This window comes from Pseudomonas sp. S3_B08 (genome assembly GCF_054667725.1).
In genome coordinates, this window is the sequence record NZ_CP162750.1 from 4,119,908 (window position 1) to 4,140,000 (window position 20,093).

14 protein-coding genes, 4 tRNA genes and 2 rRNA genes (1 of these 20 cut by a window edge) are annotated in these 20,093 nt (G+C 55.1%); all 20 read right to left on the reverse strand.

The window, feature by feature from the left end; translation table 11 throughout:
• Window positions 1-10: 10 nt before the first annotated feature.
• Window positions 11-484 carry a 30S ribosomal protein S7 gene (gene rpsG, locus AB4N73_RS18720; protein WP_016772941.1) on the reverse strand — a complete coding sequence of 158 codons (474 nt, stop codon included), beginning with the start codon at window positions 482-484 and terminating at the stop codon, window positions 11-13.
• 107 nt (window positions 485-591) lie between these two features.
• Window positions 592-963, reverse strand: coding sequence for a 30S ribosomal protein S12 (gene rpsL, locus AB4N73_RS18725; RefSeq protein WP_003186084.1), 372 nt, complete (start codon window positions 961-963; stop codon window positions 592-594).
• A 216-nt stretch (window positions 964-1,179) separates the two neighbouring features.
• The gene (rpoC, locus tag AB4N73_RS18730; RefSeq protein WP_016772940.1) at window positions 1,180-5,379 is read right to left on the reverse strand and encodes a DNA-directed RNA polymerase subunit beta'; all 4,200 of its coding nucleotides are present in this window, start codon (window positions 5,377-5,379) and stop codon (window positions 1,180-1,182) included.
• A 64-nt stretch (window positions 5,380-5,443) separates the two neighbouring features.
• Window positions 5,444-9,517: a DNA-directed RNA polymerase subunit beta gene (gene rpoB, locus AB4N73_RS18735; RefSeq protein ID WP_016772939.1), complete on the reverse strand. Its 4,074-nt coding sequence runs from the start codon at window positions 9,515-9,517 to the stop codon at window positions 5,444-5,446.
• 221 nt (window positions 9,518-9,738) lie between these two features.
• Window positions 9,739-10,104 carry a 50S ribosomal protein L7/L12 gene (gene rplL / locus AB4N73_RS18740; RefSeq protein WP_007962228.1) on the reverse strand — a complete coding sequence of 122 codons (366 nt, stop codon included), beginning with the start codon at window positions 10,102-10,104 and terminating at the stop codon, window positions 9,739-9,741.
• Window positions 10,105-10,177: 73 nt separating this feature from the next.
• Entirely contained in the window at window positions 10,178-10,678 is a 501-nt protein-coding gene (gene rplJ, locus AB4N73_RS18745) for a 50S ribosomal protein L10 (RefSeq protein ID WP_008081912.1), read from the reverse strand.
• Window positions 10,679-10,876: 198 nt separating this feature from the next.
• Window positions 10,877-11,572 (reverse strand): 50S ribosomal protein L1, encoded by a 696-nt coding sequence (gene rplA, locus AB4N73_RS18750; protein ID WP_024014523.1) that lies wholly within the window; start codon window positions 11,570-11,572, stop codon window positions 10,877-10,879.
• A complete protein-coding gene (rplK, locus tag AB4N73_RS18755) occupies window positions 11,572-12,003 on the reverse strand; it encodes a 50S ribosomal protein L11 (RefSeq protein ID WP_003176435.1) in 432 nt (143 codons plus the stop codon). Before rplK ends, rplA begins: the two co-directional genes overlap by 1 nt.
• A 118-nt stretch (window positions 12,004-12,121) precedes the next feature.
• A complete protein-coding gene (gene nusG, locus AB4N73_RS18760) occupies window positions 12,122-12,655 on the reverse strand; it encodes a transcription termination/antitermination protein NusG (RefSeq protein WP_007957598.1) in 534 nt (177 codons plus the stop codon).
• Between the two features lie 9 nt (window positions 12,656-12,664).
• Window positions 12,665-13,033, reverse strand: coding sequence for a preprotein translocase subunit SecE (secE, locus tag AB4N73_RS18765; protein WP_252876990.1), 369 nt, complete (start codon window positions 13,031-13,033; stop codon window positions 12,665-12,667).
• Between the two features lie 45 nt (window positions 13,034-13,078).
• Window positions 13,079-13,154 (reverse strand) — tRNA-Trp (locus tag AB4N73_RS18770).
• 53 nt (window positions 13,155-13,207) lie between these two features.
• The gene (gene tuf, locus AB4N73_RS18775) at window positions 13,208-14,401 is read right to left on the reverse strand and encodes an elongation factor Tu (protein ID WP_064361246.1); all 1,194 of its coding nucleotides are present in this window, start codon (window positions 14,399-14,401) and stop codon (window positions 13,208-13,210) included.
• A gap of 85 nt (window positions 14,402-14,486) precedes the next feature.
• Window positions 14,487-14,562, reverse strand: a tRNA-Thr gene (locus AB4N73_RS18780).
• Window positions 14,563-14,589: 27 nt separating this feature from the next.
• Window positions 14,590-14,663, reverse strand: a tRNA-Gly gene (locus AB4N73_RS18785).
• Window positions 14,664-14,688: 25 nt separating this feature from the next.
• Window positions 14,689-14,773 (reverse strand) — tRNA-Tyr (locus AB4N73_RS18790).
• Window positions 14,774-14,915: 142 nt separating this feature from the next.
• A complete protein-coding gene (locus AB4N73_RS18795) occupies window positions 14,916-15,347 on the reverse strand; it encodes a hypothetical protein (RefSeq protein WP_095181969.1) in 432 nt (143 codons plus the stop codon).
• A gap of 7 nt (window positions 15,348-15,354) precedes the next feature.
• Window positions 15,355-16,107 (reverse strand): pantothenate kinase, encoded by a 753-nt coding sequence (locus tag AB4N73_RS18800; RefSeq protein ID WP_095181970.1) that lies wholly within the window; start codon window positions 16,105-16,107, stop codon window positions 15,355-15,357.
• On the reverse strand, window positions 16,097-17,050 hold the full coding sequence (gene birA / locus AB4N73_RS18805) for a bifunctional biotin--[acetyl-CoA-carboxylase] ligase/biotin operon repressor BirA (RefSeq protein ID WP_150638814.1): 954 nt from the start codon (window positions 17,048-17,050) through the stop codon (window positions 16,097-16,099). The genes AB4N73_RS18800 and birA overlap by 11 nt, the downstream gene beginning before the upstream one ends.
• A 132-nt stretch (window positions 17,051-17,182) precedes the next feature.
• A 5S ribosomal RNA gene (gene rrf / locus AB4N73_RS18810) occupies window positions 17,183-17,298 on the reverse strand.
• Between the two features lie 154 nt (window positions 17,299-17,452).
• A 23S ribosomal RNA gene (locus tag AB4N73_RS18815) occupies window positions 17,453-20,093 on the reverse strand (it continues 253 nt past the right edge of the window).

Sequence of the window (20,093 nt, forward strand, 5' to 3'; positions counted from 1 at the left end):
GAAGCTAAAATTAGAAGCGGTAGTGCGAGAAAGCTTTGTTAGCTTCGGCCATACGGTGCACGTCTTCACGCTTCTTAACAGCAGCACCTTTACCTTCAGCAGCATCCAGCAGTTCGCCAGCCAAACGCAGAGCCATAGACTTCTCGCCGCGCTTACGGGCGAAGTCTACCAACCAGCGCATTGCCAGAGCGTTACGACGGGAAGGACGAACCTCGACCGGAACCTGGTAAGTAGCACCACCAACGCGGCGCGACTTCACTTCGACCAGCGGAGCGATGGCGTCGAGTGCTTTTTCGAAGAGTTCCAGGGGATCGGTGCCAGCCTTACGGGCCGCAACGGTTTCCAGGGCACCATAAACGATACGCTCGGCAACGGCTTTCTTGCCGCTTTCCATAACGTGGTTCATGAATTTGGCGAGGATCTGGCTTCCGTATTTCGGATCGTCCAGAATCTCACGCTTTGCTGCTACGCGACGTCTTGGCATGATAAGCCCTCAAGCGGTCTTCAGGTTAGCTCGGGACAGATCCAGAGGATGCGTGCCCGACCTTACTCTTATCGACTCAATAAAATAAAAATCTGCAAAACGGCCGATTACTTCGGACGCTTGGTACCGTACTTCGAACGACCCTGGTTACGGCCTTTAACGCCGGAAGTATCCAAGGAGCCGCGAACGGTGTGGTAACGAACACCTGGCAAGTCTTTTACACGACCGCCGCGGATCAGTACCACGCTGTGCTCTTGCAGGTTGTGGCCTTCACCACCGATGTACGAGGAAACCTCGAAACCGTTGGTCAGACGCACACGGCATACTTTACGCAGTGCCGAGTTAGGTTTTTTCGGCGTGGTGGTGTACACACGGGTGCACACGCCACGACGTTGCGGGCAGTTCTGCAGCGCAGGTACGTCGGATTTCTCGACGATACGCTTACGCGGCTGACGTACCAGCTGGTTGATAGTTGCCATCTACTAGCTCCACTGTTGTCTTGCGACGCTATTGTCTTGCAAGAAAAGCAAAATGGCAGGAACGAATTCCCGCCAAATTTAGGGGATCAAGAGTCTAAAGAGGATCTTGATTCCAGTCAAGGCAAGGCCCCGACCTCCCCGCCCATCGAACCTTGACTTAATGTCTCGATTCGACGAACGGAGCGATCAGGGCCTCACTCTCGTTTATCGCAGAACTCAGTTACCGCTCGAGTTCAGCGCTTCGGTCAGTGCAGCTTCCACTTCACTGGCGCTTACGCGCAACGGCTTGTCGGCATCACGGCGACGCTTGCGCTCGCTGTGATAGGCAAGACCGGTACCGGCCGGGATCAGACGACCCACGACTACGTTTTCTTTCAGGCCGCGCAGGTAATCGCGCTTGCCGGTGACTGCCGCTTCGGTCAGTACGCGAGTGGTTTCCTGGAAGGAAGCCGCCGAGATGAACGATTCGGTGGACAACGACGCCTTGGTGATACCCAGCAGAACGCGAGTGAACTTGGAGACAAACTTGTCTTCCGCGCTCAGACGTTCGTTCTCGACCAGAACGTGAGTCAGTTCCATCTGGTCGCCCTTGATGAAGCTGGAATCGCCGGACTCGGAGATCTCAACTTTACGCAGCATCTGACGCAGGATGGTCTCGATGTGCTTGTCGTTGATCTTCACGCCTTGCAGACGATAAACGTCCTGGATCTCGTTGACGATGTACTTGGCCAGCGCGCTCACACCCAGCAGACGCAGGATGTCGTGCGGATCGCTTGGACCGTCGGAGATAACTTCGCCGCGGTTTACCTGCTCGCCTTCGAAGACGTTCAGGTGACGCCACTTCGGAATCAGCTCTTCGTACGGATCGCTACCGTCGTTCGGGGTAATGACCAGACGGCGCTTGCCCTTGGTCTCTTTACCGAACGCGATGGTGCCGCTGACTTCAGCCAGAATCGACGCTTCTTTCGGACGACGCGCTTCGAACAGGTCGGCAACACGCGGCAGACCACCGGTGATGTCACGGGTCTTCGAAGTTTCCTGCGGGATACGAGCGATAACATCACCGATCGCAATCTTCGCACCGTCAGCCACACCGACCAGAGCGTTGGCTGGCAGGAAGTACTGAGCGATTACGTCAGTGCCTGGCAGCAACAGATCCTTGCCGTTGTCGTCGACCATCTTCACTGCAGGACGAATTTCTTTGCCCGCTGCAGGACGATCTTTCGCGTCGAGTACTTCAATGTTGGTCATACCGGTCAATTCGTCAGTCTGACGCTTGATCGTGATGCCTTCTTCCATGCCCACGTAGGTCACGGTACCTTTCATTTCGGTAACGATCGGGTGAGTGTGCGGATCCCACTTGGCCACGATTGCGCCAGCGTCGACCTTGTCACCTTCTTTAACCGAAATCACAGCACCGTACGGCAGCTTGTAACGCTCGCGCTCACGACCGAAATCGTCAGCGATTGCCAGCTCACCGGAACGGGACACAGCAACCAGGTGACCATCCACTCGCTCGACGTGCTTCAGGTTGTGCAGACGGACGGTACCGCCATTCTTCACCTGAACGCTGTCGGCTGCGGAAGTACGGCTTGCCGCACCACCGATGTGGAACGTACGCATGGTCAGCTGGGTACCCGGCTCACCGATGGACTGGGCAGCGATAACGCCGACCGCTTCACCGATGTTCACCTGGTGACCACGAGCCAGATCACGGCCGTAGCACTTGGCGCAAATGCCATAGCGGGTTTCGCAGCTGATCGGCGAACGCACGATCACTTCGTCGATGCTGTTCAGCTCGATGAACTCGACCCACTTCTCGTCTACCAGAGTACCGGCAGGAACGATGACGTCCTCGGTGCCTGGCTTGAATACGTCACGGGCAATGACACGACCCAATACGCGCTCACCCAACGGCTCTACAACGTCACCGCCTTCAATGTGCGGAGTCATCAGCAGACCGTGTTCGGTGCCGCAATCGATCTCGGTTACAACCAGATCCTGCGCCACGTCTACCAGACGACGAGTCAGGTAACCGGAGTTCGCAGTTTTCAACGCGGTATCCGCCAGACCTTTACGAGCACCGTGAGTCGAGATGAAGTACTGAAGTACGCTCAAACCTTCACGGAAGTTCGCAGTAATCGGCGTTTCAATGATGGAACCGTCCGGCTTGGCCATCAGACCACGCATACCGGCCAGCTGACGAATCTGTGCTGCGGAACCCCGCGCACCCGAGTCGGCCATCATGTACATCGAGTTGAAAGACTCTTGGTCGACTTCGTCGCCGTGACGGTCGATGACTTTCTCTTTCGAGAGGTTGGCCATCATCGCCTTGGAAACTTCGTCGTTCGCTTTCGACCAGAGGTCGATCACTTTGTTGTACTTCTCGCCCTGGGTTACCAGGCCGGAGGCGTACTGGCTCTCGATCTCTTTCACTTCGTCGGTGGCTGCACCGATGATGCGGGCTTTTTCATCCGGGATAACGAAGTCGTTAACACCGATCGAAACGCCGGAGATGGTCGAGTAAGCGAAACCGGTGTACATCAACTGGTCAGCGAAGATCACGGTCTCTTTCAGACCAACCACACGGTAGCACTGGTTGATCAGCTTGGAGATCGCCTTTTTCTTCATCGGCAGGTTGACGACGTCGAACGACAGACCTTTCGGCACAACCTGGAACAGCAGCGCACGGCCGACAGTGGTGTCGACGATACGGGTACCGCTCACGCTGTTGCCGTCACGGTCGTTGACGGTTTCGTTGATACGAACCTTGACCTTGGCGTGCAGTGCAGCTTCGCCGGCACGGAACACACGGTCGACTTCCTGCAGATCCGCGAACACACGACCTTCGCCCTTGGCGTTGATCGCTTCACGAGTCATGTAGTACAGACCCAATACAACGTCCTGCGACGGAACGATGATTGGCTCACCGTTGGCTGGCGACAGAATGTTGTTGGTCGACATCATCAACGCACGCGCTTCGAGCTGCGCTTCCAGTGTCAGCGGTACGTGCACGGCCATTTGGTCGCCGTCGAAGTCGGCGTTGTACGCGGCGCAGACCAGCGGGTGCAGCTGGATAGCCTTACCTTCGATCAGTACCGGTTCAAACGCCTGGATACCCAGACGGTGAAGGGTCGGTGCACGGTTGAGAAGAACCGGGTGTTCGCGAATCACTTCAGCGAGAACGTCCCAAACCTCTGGCAGTTCGCGCTCGACCATTTTCTTGGCCGCTTTGATGGTGGTCGCCAGACCACGCATTTCCAGCTTGCCAAAAATGAACGGCTTGAACAGCTCGAGAGCCATCTTCTTCGGCAGACCGCACTGGTGCAGACGCAGGGTCGGGCCTACGGTAATTACCGAACGACCGGAGTAGTCAACACGCTTACCGAGCAAGTTCTGACGGAAACGACCCTGCTTACCCTTGATCATGTCAGCCAGGGATTTCAGAGGACGCTTGTTGGAACCGGTGATAGCGCGACCACGACGACCGTTGTCGAGCAATGCATCGACCGCTTCCTGCAACATGCGCTTTTCGTTGCGCACGATGATGTCCGGAGCCGACAGATCCAGCAAGCGCTTCAAACGGTTGTTACGGTTAATCACTCGACGATACAGATCGTTGAGGTCGGAGGTCGCGAAACGACCGCCATCCAGCGGGACCAGTGGACGCAGATCTGGCGGCAGAACCGGCAGAACGGTCAGCACCATCCACTCTGGCAGGTTGCCGGAACCCTGGAAGGCTTCCATCAATTTCAGACGCTTGGACAGCTTCTTGATCTTGGTTTCCGAGTTGGTTTGCGGAATCTCTTCGCGCAGACGGCCAATCTCGTGCTCCAGGTCGATAGCGTGCAGCAGTTCACGGACAGCTTCGGCACCCATGCGGGCGTCGAAATCGTCTCCGAACTCTTCAAGCGCTTCGAAGTACTGTTCGTCGTTCAGCAGCTGACCTTTTTCAAGGGTGGTCATGCCTGGATCGATAACGACATAGCTCTCGAAGTAGAGAACGCGCTCGATATCACGCAGGGTCATGTCCATCAGCAGGCCGATACGGGACGGCAGCGACTTCAGGAACCAGATGTGGGCAACCGGCGAAGCCAGCTCGATGTGCGCCATGCGCTCACGACGAACCTTGGCCAGTGCAACTTCAACGCCGCACTTCTCGCAGATCACACCACGGTGCTTCAAGCGCTTGTACTTACCGCACAGGCACTCGTAATCCTTTACCGGGCCAAAGATCTTGGCGCAGAACAGGCCGTCACGCTCAGGTTTGAACGTACGGTAGTTGATGGTTTCCGGCTTTTTAACTTCACCGAACGACCACGAACGGATCATCTCCGGCGAGGCCAATCCGATACGGATGGCGTCGAACTCTTCGACTTGACCCTGGTTTTTCAGCAAATTCAGTAGGTCTTTCAAGGCCTTTCCTCCTGGCGGAGCAGAGAGCGGGCAATCCTGCCCCGCTCTCGATTCGCGTCACGTGTTATTCGGTTTCCAGATCGATATCGATGCCGAGGGAACGAATTTCCTTGATCAACACGTTGAAGGACTCGGGCATGCCCGGCTCCATACGGTGATCGCCATCCACGATGTTCTTGTACATCTTGGTACGGCCGTTCACATCGTCCGACTTCACTGTGAGCATTTCTTGCAGAGTGTAAGCAGCACCGTATGCTTCCAGTGCCCAGACCTCCATCTCCCCGAAACGCTGACCACCGAACTGCGCCTTACCACCCAGCGGCTGCTGGGTAACCAGGCTGTAAGAACCGGTAGAACGCGCGTGCATCTTGTCGTCTACCAAGTGGTTCAGCTTCAGCATGTACATGTAGCCAACGGTAACTGGACGCTCGAACTTGTTGCCGGTACGGCCGTCGGTCAGCTGCATCTGGCCGCTTTCCGGCAGGTCTGCCAGTTTCAGCATGGCCTTGATTTCGCTTTCCTTGGCGCCGTCGAACACTGGAGTGGCCATTGGAACGCCGCCACGCAGGTTGTTCGCCAGATCGAGGATTTCCTGATCGGAGAAGCTGTCCAGATCTTCGTTACGACCGCCGATCTGGTTGTAGATCTCGTCCAGGAAAGTGCGCAGTTCAGCGACTTTACGCTGCTCTTCGACCATCCGGTTGATCTTCTCGCCCAGACCTTTGGCCGCGAGGCCCAGGTGGGTTTCGAGAATCTGACCAACGTTCATACGCGAAGGTACGCCCAGCGGGTTGAGGACTACGTCGACCGGGGTGCCATTGGCATCGTGCGGCATGTCTTCAACCGGCATGATCACGGAGACCACACCCTTGTTACCGTGACGACCGGCCATCTTGTCGCCCGGCTGGATGCGGCGACGGATTGCCAGGTAAACCTTGACGATTTTCAGCACGCCTGGAGCCAGGTCATCGCCCTGCTGCAGTTTGCGCTTCTTGTCTTCGAACTTGTCGTCCAGCAGACGGCGACGATCAACGATGTAGGCCTGAGCCTTCTCGAGCTGCTCGTTCAGCGCATCTTCAGCCATGCGCAGTTTGAACCACTGGCCGTGCTCAAGACCGTCGAGTACTTCGTCGGTGATGTCCTGACCTTTCTTCAGGCCGGCGCCGCCTTCGGCCTTGTGGCCTACCAGTGCGGAACGCAGACGTTCGAAAGTCGCGCCTTCAACGATGCGGAACTCTTCGTTCAGATCCTTGCGGATCTCGTCCAGCTGGGACTTCTCGATCGACAGTGCACGAGCATCACGCTCAACGCCGTCGCGGGTGAAGACCTGTACGTCGATGACAGTACCCTTGGTGCCGGTTGGCACGCGCAGGGAGGTGTCTTTAACGTCGCTGGCTTTTTCACCGAAGATTGCACGCAGCAGTTTTTCTTCCGGAGTCAGTTGGGTCTCGCCTTTCGGAGTGACCTTACCCACCAGGATGTCGCCTGCGCCTACTTCAGCACCTACGTAAACGATACCGGCTTCGTCCAGCTTGTTCAGTGCAGCTTCACCCACGTTCGGGATGTCCGCAGTGATTTCCTCTGGGCCAAGCTTGGTGTCACGGGCCACACAGGTCAGTTCCTGAATGTGGATCGTGGTGAAACGGTCTTCCTGAACAACACGCTCGGACAGGCAGATGGAGTCTTCGAAGTTGAAGCCGTTCCATGCCATGAACGCGATGCGCATGTTCTGACCCAGTGCCAGCTCACCCATATCGGTGGACGGGCCGTCGGCCATGATGTCGCTACGCTGAACGCGATCACCTTTACGTACCAGCGGACGCTGGTTGATGCAGGTGTTCTGGTTCGAGCGGGTGTATTTGGTCAGGTTGTAGATGTCGACACCGGCTTCACCGGTTTCAACTTCGTCATCGGCAACACGAACCACGATACGGCTGGCGTCGACGGAGTCGATCACGCCACCACGACGAGCCACGACGCAAACGCCGGAGTCACGGGCTACGTTACGCTCCATGCCGGTACCTACCAGCGGCTTGTCAGCGCGCAGAGTCGGTACAGCCTGACGCTGCATGTTCGAACCCATCAACGCACGGTTGGCGTCGTCGTGCTCGAGGAACGGAATCAGCGACGCTGCAACCGACACAACCTGCTTCGGCGAAACGTCCATCAGGGTGACGTCTTCCGGCGCCTTGACGGTGAATTCGTTCAGGTGACGTACGGCAACCAGTTCGTCGATCAGGACTTTCTGCTCGTTCATGGTCGCCGAAGCCTGCGCGATCACGTGATCGGCTTCTTCAATAGCGGACAGGAACACGATCTCGTCGGTGACCACACCCTCTTTCACCACGCGGTACGGGCTTTCCAGGAAGCCGTACTGGTTGGTGCGAGCGTACGCAGCCAGGGAGTTGATCAGGCCGATGTTCGGACCTTCCGGCGTTTCAATCGGGCAGACACGACCGTAGTGAGTCGGGTGTACGTCACGGACTTCGAAGCCTGCGCGCTCACGAGTCAGACCGCCAGGGCCGAGTGCAGAGACACGACGCTTGTGGGTGATCTCGGACAGCGGGTTGTTCTGGTCCATGAACTGCGACAGCTGGCTGGAACCGAAGAACTCTTTCACCGCCGCAGCCACTGGCTTGGCGTTGATCAGGTCTTGCGGCATCAGGCCTTCGCTTTCAGCCATCGACAGACGCTCTTTGACCGCACGCTCAACACGTACCAGGCCAACGCGGAACTGGTTCTCGGCCATTTCGCCTACGCAGCGAACACGACGGTTACCCAGGTGGTCGATGTCATCGACGATGCCTTTACCGTTGCGGATGTCGACCAGAGTCTTCAGGACCGCGACGATGTCTTCCTTGCACAGCACGCCCGAACCTTCGATCTCGGTACGACCGATACGACGGTTGAACTTCATCCGGCCGACCGCAGACAGGTCATAACGCTCAGGGCTGAAGAACAGGTTGTTGAACAGGGTCTCGGCAGCGTCTTTGGTTGGCGGCTCGCCCGGACGCATCATGCGATAGATCTCGACCAGCGCTTCCAATTGGTTGCTGGTGGAGTCGATCTTCAGTGTGTCGGAGACGAACGGACCACAGTCGATGTCGTTGGTGTACAGGGTCTCGATGCGAACGACCTGGGCCTTGGCGATCTTTGCCAGGACTTCAGTGTTCAGCTCGGTGTTGCATTCGGCCAGGATTTCGCCGGTAGCCGGGTGCACGATAGCCTTGGCGGTGGTGCGGCCGAGGACGTAGTCCAGTGGCACGTCCAGCGTCTTGATACCGGCTTTCTCGATCTGGTTGATGTGGCGCGCGGTAATACGGCGGCCTTGCTCAACGATGACCTTGCCCTTCTCGTCCTGGATGTCCAGAACCGCAACCTCACCACGCAGGCGCGATGGCACCAGTTCCAGGCTGAGGGTCTCGCCGCTCAGGTGGAATACGTTGGTGGTGTAGAACGCGTCCAGCACTTCTTCGGTGGTGTAACCGAGTGCGCGCAGCAGTACCGAAGCCGGCAGTTTGCGACGACGGTCGATACGCACGAAGACGCAGTCTTTCGGGTCGAATTCGAAGTCCAGCCACGAACCGCGGTAAGGAATGATGCGAGCCGAATACAGCAGTTTGCCGGAGCTGTGCGTCTTGCCGCGGTCGTGGTCGAAGAACACGCCCGGGGAACGGTGCAGCTGGGAAACGATAACACGCTCGGTACCGTTGATTACGAAGGTACCGTTCTCAGTCATCAGGGGGATTTCACCCATGTAGACTTCTTGCTCTTTGATGTCCTTGATCGCTTTGTTCGACGATTCTTTGTCGAAAATGATCAGGCGCACTTTTACCCGCAAAGGTACGGCGAAAGTTACACCGCGCAATACGCATTCTTTGACATCAAATGCCGGTTCGCCCAGGCGATAACCGACGTACTCCAGCGCAGCATTGCCGGAGTAGCTGATGATCGGGAAAACGGATTTGAAGGCCGCATGCAGGCCCACGTCGCGGAACTGATCTTTAGTCGCTCCCGCTTGCAAGAATTCACGATACGAATCCAGCTGGATGGCCAGGAGGTAAGGCACATCCATGACGTCCGGCAACTTGCTAAAGTCCTTGCGGATACGTTTTTTCTCAGTATATGAGTAAGCCATCAGCGTTCCCCAGCTTGGTCACCTGCTTGTTTGGCCCCTCCCGACGGGAGCAGCCAGAAAATCGTGCAAACCCCATGGTTTGCGCCACCGCATCGGGTGGTTACAGCGCCTTTATCAGCACCGACCCAGTCGGCTGCCAATAACGGAAAAAGGCCGGTGGCAAGAGCCACCAGCCATCAGCCTGTCGCTTGACGCTCGGGCTGGAGGAGCAAAGTCGATGCTTACTTCAGCTCGACTTTAGCGCCTGCTTCTTCCAGCTTCTTCTTGGCGTCTTCAGCCGCTTCTTTCGAAACGCCTTCAGCTACAACCTGAGGAGCGCCGTCTACTTTCTCTTTGGCTTCTTTCAGGCCCAGACCGGTCAGTTCACGAACTGCCTTGATCACGTTAACCTTCTTCTCGCCAGCTTCCAGCAGAACAACGTTGAACTCGGTTTGCTCTTCAACAGCAGCAGCAGCTACAGCTGGGCCAGCCGAAGCGGCAGCAGCGGTAACACCGAAGGTTTCTTCCATCGCTTTGATCAGCTCAACGATTTCCACTACGGATTTCTGGCCGATTGCTTCGATGATTTGTTCGTTAGTCAGAGACATGACTCAATTCCTGAATTGGGGGACGGCCTACGCGACCATCGAAATAAACAAAAAACGCGAGAAGTGACGAGCCTTAGGCTGCGGCAGCTTCTTTCTGGTCGCGAATTGCCGCCAGAGTACGAGCCAATTTGCTGGTTGCGCCTTGAATCACGCTCATCAGCTGAGAAATTGCTTCATCACGGGTCGGCAGAGTTGCCAGTACGTCGATCTGATTAGCTGCGAGGAACTTGCCCTCGAACGCAGCTGCCTTGATCTCGAACTTGTCCTGACCCTTGGCAAACTCTTTGAAGATACGGGCAGCAGCGCCCGGATGTTCGTTCGAGAATGCAATCAGGGTCGGGCCGGTGAACACGTCGTTGAGAACACTGTATTGAGTGTCAGCAACAGCGCGCTTGAGCAGGGTGTTACGTACAACACGTACGTAAACGCCAGCTTCACGAGCCTCTTTACGGAGTCCGGTCATTGCGCCTACTGTTACGCCACGTGCATCAACCACGACAGCGGACAGAGCGACTTTGGCAGCCTCGTTGACTTCAGCGACGATGGCCTTCTTGTCTTCGAGATTAATTGCCACGGGTTTAACTCCTGCTTGTTACCGTTTCATTCGATCGGAACCGAATGTCGTTTTGGTGTCTGATTCGGTAAGGAACCGGGAGCACCATCTGCGTAGGCTTGAGGTTTAAGGCTTGCGCCGCCTACGGTCTTGGATAGCCCCCGCCAGGCAGGGACCCCAATCTTTCAATTGGCGCGGCAATCCGCGCCAACCTTTGTCTTACGCGTCGAGCGAGCTCTGGTCGATAACCAGACCTGGGCCCATAGTGGTGCTCAGGGTAACGCGCTTGACGTAAATACCTTTCGAGGAAGCTGGCTTGATACGCTTCAGATCAGCGATCAGGGCTTCAACGTTTTCCTTCAGCTTGACGGCGTCGAAGCCGATCTTGCCAACGGAAGTGTGGATGATGCCGTTTTTGTCGGTGCGATAACGAACCTGACCAGCCTTGGCGTTCTTGACCGCGTTGGCTACGTCTGGAGTTACGGTGCCGACTTTAGGGTTAGGCATCAGGCCACGTGGACCGAGGATCTGACCCAACTGACCTACAACGCGCATGGCATCCGGGGATGCGATCACTACGTCATAGTTCAGGTCGCCGCCTTTCATTTCGGCAGCCAGGTCGTCCATACCTACACGATCAGCGCCGGCAGCCAGAGCGGCCTCAGCAGCTGGACCCTGGGTGAACACAGCAACGCGAACGGTCTTGCCAGTGCCGTGTGGCAGCACAGTAGCGCTACGAACAACCTGGTCGGATTTACGCGGGTCTACACCCAGGTTTACAGCAACGTCGAACGACTCGCTGAACTTGACAGTCGACAGCTCGGCCAGCAGAGCAGCGGCGTCTACAATGTTGTAGGCCTTGCCTGCTTCGATTTTGCCGGCGATAGCCTTTTGACGCTTGGTCAGCTTAGCCATTACACACCCTCCACGTTAAGGCCCATGCTACGAGCAGAACCGGCGATAGTACGCACGGCTGCATCCATATCAGCTGCAGTCAGATCCGCGTTTTTGGTTTTCGCGATTTCTTCCAGCTGAGCACGGGTAACAGTGCCAACCTTAACGGTGTTCGGACGAGCGGAACCGCTGGTCAGACCGGCCGCCTTCTTCAGCAGAACCGAAGCAGGGGTGGATTTGGTTTCGAAAGTGAAGCTACGGTCGCTGTAGACAGTGATGATCACTGGAGTCGGCAGACCTGGCTCAAGACCCTGAGTACGGGCGTTGAAAGCCTTGCAGAATTCCATGATGTTCACGCCGTGCTGACCCAGAGCAGGACCAACCGGTGGACTTGGGTTAGCCTGAGCGGCCTTCACTTGCAGCTTGATGTAAGCGGTAATCTTCTTGGCCATGAGGCACTCCAATTACGGGTTCGAACGCCTCGAAAGGCTCCCCGGTTACTTGCGCGTTTATCCCAGTGACGACAAAACCCCACAGCCTAAGGCTGCGGGGTTGGGATTGCTTGTCCAGTTAGACCTTCTCGACCTGACTGAACTCGAGCTCCACCGGAGTAGAGCGACCGAAAATGAGCACAGCCACTTGGATCCGGCTCTTTTCGTAGTTAACTTCTTCCACAACGCCATTGAAATCAGCGAATGGACCGTCGTTGACACGCACCGTCTCACCTGGCTCGAACAATGTCTTCGGCTTAGGCTTGTCGCTACCATCAGCAACGCGACGCAGAATCGCTTCTGCCTCTTTATCTGTAATTGGCGCAGGCTTGTCAGCGGTACCGCCGATAAAACCCATCACCCGAGGAGTATCCTTGACCAAGTGCCAAGTACCCTCGTTCATATCCATCTGGACCAGCACATAGCCTGGAAAGAACTTCCGTTCGCTTTTGCGCTTCTGGCCGTTACGCATCTCAACCACTTCTTCAGTGGGAACCAGAATCTCGCCGAAGCCATCTTCCATGCCAGCCAGCTTTACGCGCTCGATCAGCGAGCGCATCACATGCTTCTCGTAACCCGAGTAAGCATGCACAACATACCAACGCTTAGCCACGGGACACCCTTAGCCGACAATCAAGGAAACAAGCCAGCCGAGCAGGGAATCAAGACCCCACAACAGCAACGCCATAACCAGAACAACAGCCACGACAATCAGCGTGGTCTGCGTGGTTTCTTGGCGAGTTGGCCACACGACTTTACGAATCTCGGTGCGAGCTTCCTTAACCAGTACAAAGAAAGACTTGCCCTTCGCGGTTTGCAGGCCTACAAAGGCAGCTACGGCAGCAATGGCAAGCAAAGCGAGTACACGGTACAGGATCGGCGAACCAGCGTAATACTGATTGCCAACAACGCCAACAACCACTAAAGCGACTACTACAAGCCACTTGAGCAGATCGAAGCGAGAGCCTTGAGCTTCAGCTTTAGGAGTCATCTATGAAGATCCTGTGAAAAGAAAGCCAGATACACCGAGTGAATCTGGCAGGTCAGGAGGGAATCGAACCCCCAACCTACGGTTTTGGAGACCGTCGCTCTGCCAATTGAGCTACTGACCTAAAACAAAATCAGGCCGACCATTATGCCGGCCCGAAAAATACATTACAACCGCTTATTCGATGATTTTTGCTACGACGCCAGCGCCGACGGTACGACCGCCTTCACGGATAGCGAAACGCAGACCGTCTTCCATCGCGATGGTTTTGATCAGGGTAACAGTCATCTGAATGTTGTCACCTGGCATTACCATTTCAACGCCTTCTGGCAGCTCGCAGTTACCAGTCACGTCAGTAGTACGGAAGTAGAACTGTGGACGGTAGCCTTTGAAGAACGGAGTGTGACGACCGCCTTCTTCCTTGCTCAGAACGTAAACTTCTGCGGTGAACTTGGTGTGCGGCTTGACCGAACCTGGCTTGACCAGAACCTGGCCACGCTCAACATCATCACGCTTGGTACCACGCAGCAGAACGCCGCAGTTCTCGCCAGCACGACCTTCGTCGAGCAGCTTGCGGAACATTTCAACACCGGTGCAAGTAGTAACGGTGGTATCACGCAGACCAACGATTTCCAGCGGGTCCTGAACGCGAACGATACCGCGCTCGATACGACCAGTCACAACAGTACCGCGACCCGAGATCGAGAATACGTCTTCGATTGGCATCAGGAATGGCTTATCGATCATACGAACTGGCTCTGGGATGTAGGCATCCAGAGTTTCAACCAGTTTCTTGACGGCAGTGGTGCCCATCTCGTTGTCGTCTTTGCCTTCCAGCGCCATACGAGCCGAACCGATGATGATCGGAGTGTCGTCGCCCGGGAAGTCGTAAGTCGACAGCAGATCACGAACTTCCATCTCAACCAGTTCCAGCAGCTCAGCATCGTCTACCAGGTCAGCCTTGTTCAGGAAGACCACGATGTACGGAACGCCAACCTGACGGGACAGCAGGATGTGCTCACGGGTTTGCGGCATCGGACCATCAGCGGCCGAGCAAACCAGGATAGCGCCGTCCATCTGAGCAGCACCGGTGATCATGTTCTTCACGTAGTCAGCGTGACCTGGGCAGTCAACGTGAGCGTAGTGACGGATCTTCGAGTTGTACTCAACGTGCGCGGTGTTGATGGTGATACCGCGAGCTTTTTCTTCTGGTGCGCTGTCGATCTTGTCGAAGTCAACGATTGCAGAACCGAAAACCTCGGAGCAAACGCGAGTCAGAGCAGCAGTCAGAGTGGTTTTACCGTGGTCAACGTGACCAATGGTCCCAACGTTGACGTGGGGCAGGGAACGATCAAATTTTTCCTTAGCCATCGATATCACCCTCTACAGAAGAAATTAGACAAACAATATCAACCATTAAAACAAAGGCAGATATTTTCATATCTGCCTTGTTATATGGAGCTCTTGAGCGGATTTGAACCGCTGACCTCACCCTTACCAAGGGTGTGCTCTACCAACTGAGCTACAAGAGCAAAACCCTTTTGCACAACCTGCAAACTTGGAGCGGGTAGCGGGAATCGAACCCGCATCATCAGCTTGGAAGGCTGAGGTTCTACCACTAAACTATACCCGCGGAGCCTGCAGCTCACGCTTAAATCTGGTGGAGGGAGAAGGATTCGAACCTTCGAAGTCGTAGACGTCAGATTTACAGTCTGATCCCTTTGGCCGCTCGGGAACCCCTCCTAATCAGGCCGGCATTCTATATCATGCCAAACCCCTGTCAAGCATTTTCTCATTTAAAAACCTGAGGTTAGCTGCGTTGACACGCTTCACTTCGAATCCCGTTTAAGGTGTTCGCTGTGGAGCGGGCGCCATTCTATGCAAACTATTGAGCAGGTGCAACCCCTTCGCACAGCATTATTTTATGTTTTAACTCATTGAATTCCTTGGAAAGGTTTTGCAACTGCAGATCGCCCAACAAACGCTGGCTGTCCGGCGCAGCTGCCAGCCAGTACCCGCTTCCGGCAGCATCTTTCGGCAGGGATTGCACATTGACTTTCATCGCCACCAGACGCTGTTGCAACCTGGCAATTGAATCTTCGTCAGAAAATCCACCAAGGAACAAGCACTGCTGACGCGGCGCCACCTCGCCTCTTCGACCTTCACCTGCGGTTTCGCTCAGCAGACGGATATCCTGCTGCGAACCACGATACAGATTAAGAGGCGTTACATCTTTGGCTCGCAAGGGCGCTTCCTGCTGATGCCAGACATAGTAAAAAACATTGAGTACAACCAGCAGCAGGAACAACCAACGCATATAAACCTCAAGACAAGGGACAAGCCATCGCCAAGCCGACAAAAACCAGGTCGGGCACAACCCTGGCGTCAGGCGCGACGCCTTTAACCAACTCGGCATCCCCTCCCGTAATAAAGACGGCGAATTGCTCTCCCCAGTACGCTCGAGCCAGCTCTAATTGAGTGAGAACGAAGCCCCTCAGCATCAAAGAACAACCGCGCTCCACCGCTTCAACGGTGGTCCGTCCCGGGACGTGACTGGAAAGGGCGCGCTCTGCTGCTTCATCACCATAACGAATTTTACGGGTATGGGTGCGCAACTGGTTTCGCATCAAAGGCATACCAGGACAAATGAACCCCCCGAGATGCTCACCGTCAGCCGCGACAAAATCGGCAGTGACCGCGGTACCGAAATCGAGAACCAGGCAAGCACTTCCGGCAGCCAGGTGGAAGCCGCCGAGCATCGCCAGCCAGCGATCAAGCCCCAGACGCTCATAGTCTTCATAGCCGTTTCGAACACCGGACATCTCGCGGGCGGGTTTCGCACACACGATAGGAATACCGAACGCGCGCTCAAGCATTTCGGTTAAAGCGCTGGTTTCCTCGTTAGTCCTGACGCTTACCAAACGACACTTGCGCAGCGAGAGCGGCTTTATGATCCGTAGACTCTCAAGCAAAGCCTGATTGGAATCTACAACCCCTTCCGAAACCAGCCCACTCGCCGACGCATCCAGCACGCGCCATTTGATAAAACTATTGCCGCAGTCAAGCTCAAGAATCATCACGCAACCTCAGGCTGAGCTCTCCACCACTAAAGACTTTTTCAACACCATCTACAATCAAGCGCAACCCGCCTTGGCTATCAATCCCGAGCACTATCCCATCGATATGGCTGTTACCCGCGATCAACGACACGGATCGACCCTGCCACAGATGATTTTCCGCCCATTCTGCCTGCAGACTTGCGAACCCGTTGAGCTGGTGTTTATGGGTATAAGCTTTGAGTTGATTACTCAACTCAACCACCAGAGCATTGCGATCGCAGGCTTTGCCTGACTCCAGTTTTATAGAAGTCCATTGCTGGTCGACCTCATCGGCAACCTGCATATTCACGTTGATTCCTATACCCAATACAACATGACATACATCCGCCGGATCGCCGACGAGTTCGAGCAGGATGCCGGCTATTTTCTTGTTACCCACCAAAACATCGTTGGGCCACTTCAAACCGGCATTGGGCACGCCGGCGCTTCGCAAGGTCTGCATCACGGCCAAGCCAACAACAAGGCTCAACCCCTCAAGCTGACGCATGCCGCCATCTATTCGAAGAACCAGGCTGTAATAAAGATTTTCCGCAAATGGGCTCACCCACTTGCGGCCTCGACGACCACGGCCTGCCAATTGTCGCTCCGCGAGCACCAAAAACGGCGCGGGGGCGCCCTCGCTGATGGAGCGCAGAGCTTCGGCATTTGTCGAGTCGACGGAGTCGAACACACGCACCGGCCATTCGGGCATCTTCCTGGTTATTTCAAGTGGATCAAGGAGCATCAGAGGGGCCGACAATTGATATCCGCGACCGCGAACTTTATGGATCGACAGGCCGAGTTCAGCTTCAAGCTGTTGTAGCTGCTTCCATACAGCACTTCGGCTAATTCCCAGGGCAACGCCCAAGTCCTGTCCGGAATGGAATCGTCCATCCTTCAGTAGGTTCAACAACGTCAGCATGCAGGTATCGCCTCATAATGAGGCCCGCATAATAGCCATGCCCCGGGCCGTTGCATAGAAATCAAGCGGACACATTTCTCGCAGGCAAAACAAAACCCCAACTGCTTTCGCAATTGGGGTTTCGGAATTTAATCTTGACGATGACCTACTCTCACATGGGGAAACCCCACACTACCATCGGCGATGCATCGTTTCACTGCTGAGTTCGGGATGGGATCAGGTGGTTCCAACGCTCTATGGTCGTCAAGAAATTCGGGTACTGACTCGGGACCGGATGGCCTCGCTTCAGCAAATTGGGTATGTGACAGCTAGGTGTTTGTGCGTTTCGAACTTTCGGTTCGTTTCGTCTTCACACACCGCAATCTGGTGCCTTTTCAGGTCAGCAAATTGCTTGGGTGTTATATGGTCAAGCCTCACGGGCAATTAGTATTGGTTAGCTCAACGCCTCACAGCGCTTACACACCCAACCTATCAACGTCGTAGTCTTCGACGGCCCTTCAGGGAACTCAAGGTTCCAGTGAGATCTCATCTTGAGGCAAGTTTCCCGCTTAGATGCTTTCAGCGGTTATCTTTCCCGAACATAGCTACCCGGCAATGCCACTGGCGTGACAACCGGAACACCAGAGGTTCGTCCACTCCGGTCCTCTCGTACTAGGAGCAGCCCCTCTCAAATCTCAAACGTCCACGGCAGATAGGGACCGAACTGTCTCACGACGTTCTAAACCCAGCTCGCGTACCACTTTAAATGGCGAACAGCCATACCCTTGGGACCGGCTTCAGCCCCAGGATGTGATGAGCCGACATCGAGGTGCCAAACACCGCCGTCGATATGAACTCTTGGGCGGTATCAGCCTGTTATCCCCGGAGTACCTTTTATCCGTTGAGCGATGGCCCTTCCATACAGAACCACCGGATCACTAAGACCTACTTTCGTACCTGCTCGACGTGTCTGTCTCGCAGTCAAGCGCGCTTTTGCCTTTATACTCTACGACCGATTTCCGACCGGTCTGAGCGCACCTTCGTACTCCTCCGTTACTCTTTAGGAGGAGACCGCCCCAGTCAAACTACCCACCATACACTGTCCTCGATCCGGATAACGGACCTGAGTTAGAACCTCAAAGTTGCCAGGGTGGTATTTCAAGGATGGCTCCACGCGAACTGGCGTCCACGCTTCAAAGCCTCCCACCTATCCTACACAAGCAAATTCAAAGTCCAGTGCAAAGCTATAGTAAAGGTTCACGGGGTCTTTCCGTCTAGCCGCGGATACACTGCATCTTCACAGCGATTTCAATTTCACTGAGTCTCGGGTGGAGACAGCGCCGCCATCGTTACGCCATTCGTGCAGGTCGGAACTTACCCGACAAGGAATTTCGCTACCTTAGGACCGTTATAGTTACGGCCGCCGTTTACCGGGGCTTCGATCAAGAGCTTCGCGTTAGCTAACCCCATCAATTAACCTTCCGGCACCGGGCAGGCGTCACACCCTATACGTCCACTTTCGTGTTTGCAGAGTGCTGTGTTTTTAATAAACAGTCGCAGCGGCCTGGTATCTTCGACCGGCATGAGCTTACGGAGCAAGTCCTTCACCCTCACCGGCGCACCTTCTCCCGAAGTTACGGTGCCATTTTGCCTAGTTCCTTCACCCGAGTTCTCTCAAGCGCCTTGGTATTCTCTACCCAACCACCTGTGTCGGTTTGGGGTACGGTTCCTGGTTACCTGAAGCTTAGAAGCTTTTCTTGGAAGCATGGCATCAACCACTTCGTGTTCTAAAAGAACACTCGTCATCAGCTCTCGGCCTTAAGATCCCGGATTTACCTAAGATCTCAGCCTACCACCTTAAACTTGGACAACCAACGCCAAGCTGGCCTAGCCTTCTCCGTCCCTCCATCGCAATAACCAGAAGTACAGGAATATTAACCTGTTTTCCATCGACTACGCTTTTCAGCCTCGCCTTAGGGACCGACTAACCCTGCGTCGATTAACGTTGCGCAGGAAACCTTGGTCTTTCGGCGTGGGTGTTTTTCACACCCATTGTCGTTACTCATGTCAGCATTCGCACTTCTGATACCTCCAGCAAGCTTCTCAACTCACCTTCACAGGCTTACAGAACGCTCCTCTACCGCATCATCCGAAGATGATACCCGTAGCTTCGGTGTATGGTTTGAGCCCCGTTACATCTTCCGCGCAGGCCGACTCGACTAGTGAGCTATTACGCTTTCTTTAAAGGGTGGCTGCTTCTAAGCCAACCTCCTAGCTGTCTAAGCCTTCCCACATCGTTTCCCACTTAACCATAACTTTGGGACCTTAGCTGACGGTCTGGGTTGTTTCCCTTTTCACGACGGACGTTAGCACCCGCCGTGTGTCTCCCATGCTCGGCACTTGTAGGTATTCGGAGTTTGCATCGGTTTGGTAAGTCGGGATGACCCCCTAGCCGAAACAGTGCTCTACCCCCTACAGTGATACATGAGGCGCTACCTAAATAGCTTTCGAGGAGAACCAGCTATCTCCGAGCTTGATTAGCCTTTCACTCCGATCCACAGGTCATCCGCTAACTTTTCAACGGTAGTCGGTTCGGTCCTCCAGTCAGTGTTACCTAACCTTCAACCTGCCCATGGATAGATCGCCCGGTTTCGGGTCTATTCCCAGCGACTAGACGCCCTATTAAGACTCGCTTTCGCTACGCCTCCCCTATTCGGTTAAGCTCGCCACTGAAAATAAGTCGCTGACCCATTATACAAAAGGTACGCAGTCACAGAACAAAGTCTGCTCCCACTGCTTGTACGCATACGGTTTCAGGATCTATTTCACTCCCCTCTCCGGGGTTCTTTTCGCCTTTCCCTCACGGTACTAGTTCACTATCGGTCAGTCAGTAGTATTTAGCCTTGGAGGATGGTCCCCCCATATTCAGACAAAGTTTCTCGTGCTCCGTCCTACTCGATTTCATGACTAAGAGATTTTCGCGTACAGGGCTATCACCCACTATGGCCGCACTTTCCAGAGCGTTCCGCTAATCTCAAAGCCACTTAAGGGCTAGTCCCCGTTC

Bases quoted from the DNA above. Each gene is read 5' to 3' on its own strand.
- rplA (WP_024014523.1), bottom strand. From the start codon at position 11,572: ATGGCTAAGCTGACCAAGCGTCAAAAGGCTATCGCCGGCAAAATCGAA.
- tuf (WP_064361246.1), bottom strand. From the start codon at position 14,401: ATGGCTAAGGAAAAATTTGATCGTTCCCTGCCCCACGTCAACGTTGGG.
- AB4N73_RS18795 (WP_095181969.1), bottom strand. From the start codon at position 15,347: ATGCGTTGGTTGTTCCTGCTGCTGGTTGTACTCAATGTTTTTTACTAT.
- rpsL (WP_003186084.1), bottom strand. From the start codon at position 963: ATGGCAACTATCAACCAGCTGGTACGTCAGCCGCGTAAGCGTATCGTC.
- rpoB (WP_016772939.1), bottom strand. From the start codon at position 9,517: ATGGCTTACTCATATACTGAGAAAAAACGTATCCGCAAGGACTTTAGC.
- birA (WP_150638814.1), bottom strand. From the start codon at position 17,050: ATGCTGACGTTGTTGAACCTACTGAAGGATGGACGATTCCATTCCGGA.
- rplL (WP_007962228.1), bottom strand. From the start codon at position 10,104: ATGTCTCTGACTAACGAACAAATCATCGAAGCAATCGGCCAGAAATCC.
- rpsG (WP_016772941.1), bottom strand. From the start codon at position 484: ATGCCAAGACGTCGCGTAGCAGCAAAGCGTGAGATTCTGGACGATCCG.
- secE (WP_252876990.1), bottom strand. From the start codon at position 13,033: ATGACTCCTAAAGCTGAAGCTCAAGGCTCTCGCTTCGATCTGCTCAAG.
- rplK (WP_003176435.1), bottom strand. From the start codon at position 12,003: ATGGCCAAGAAGATTACCGCTTACATCAAGCTGCAAGTGAAGGCCGCT.
- AB4N73_RS18800 (WP_095181970.1), bottom strand. From the start codon at position 16,107: ATGATTCTTGAGCTTGACTGCGGCAATAGTTTTATCAAATGGCGCGTG.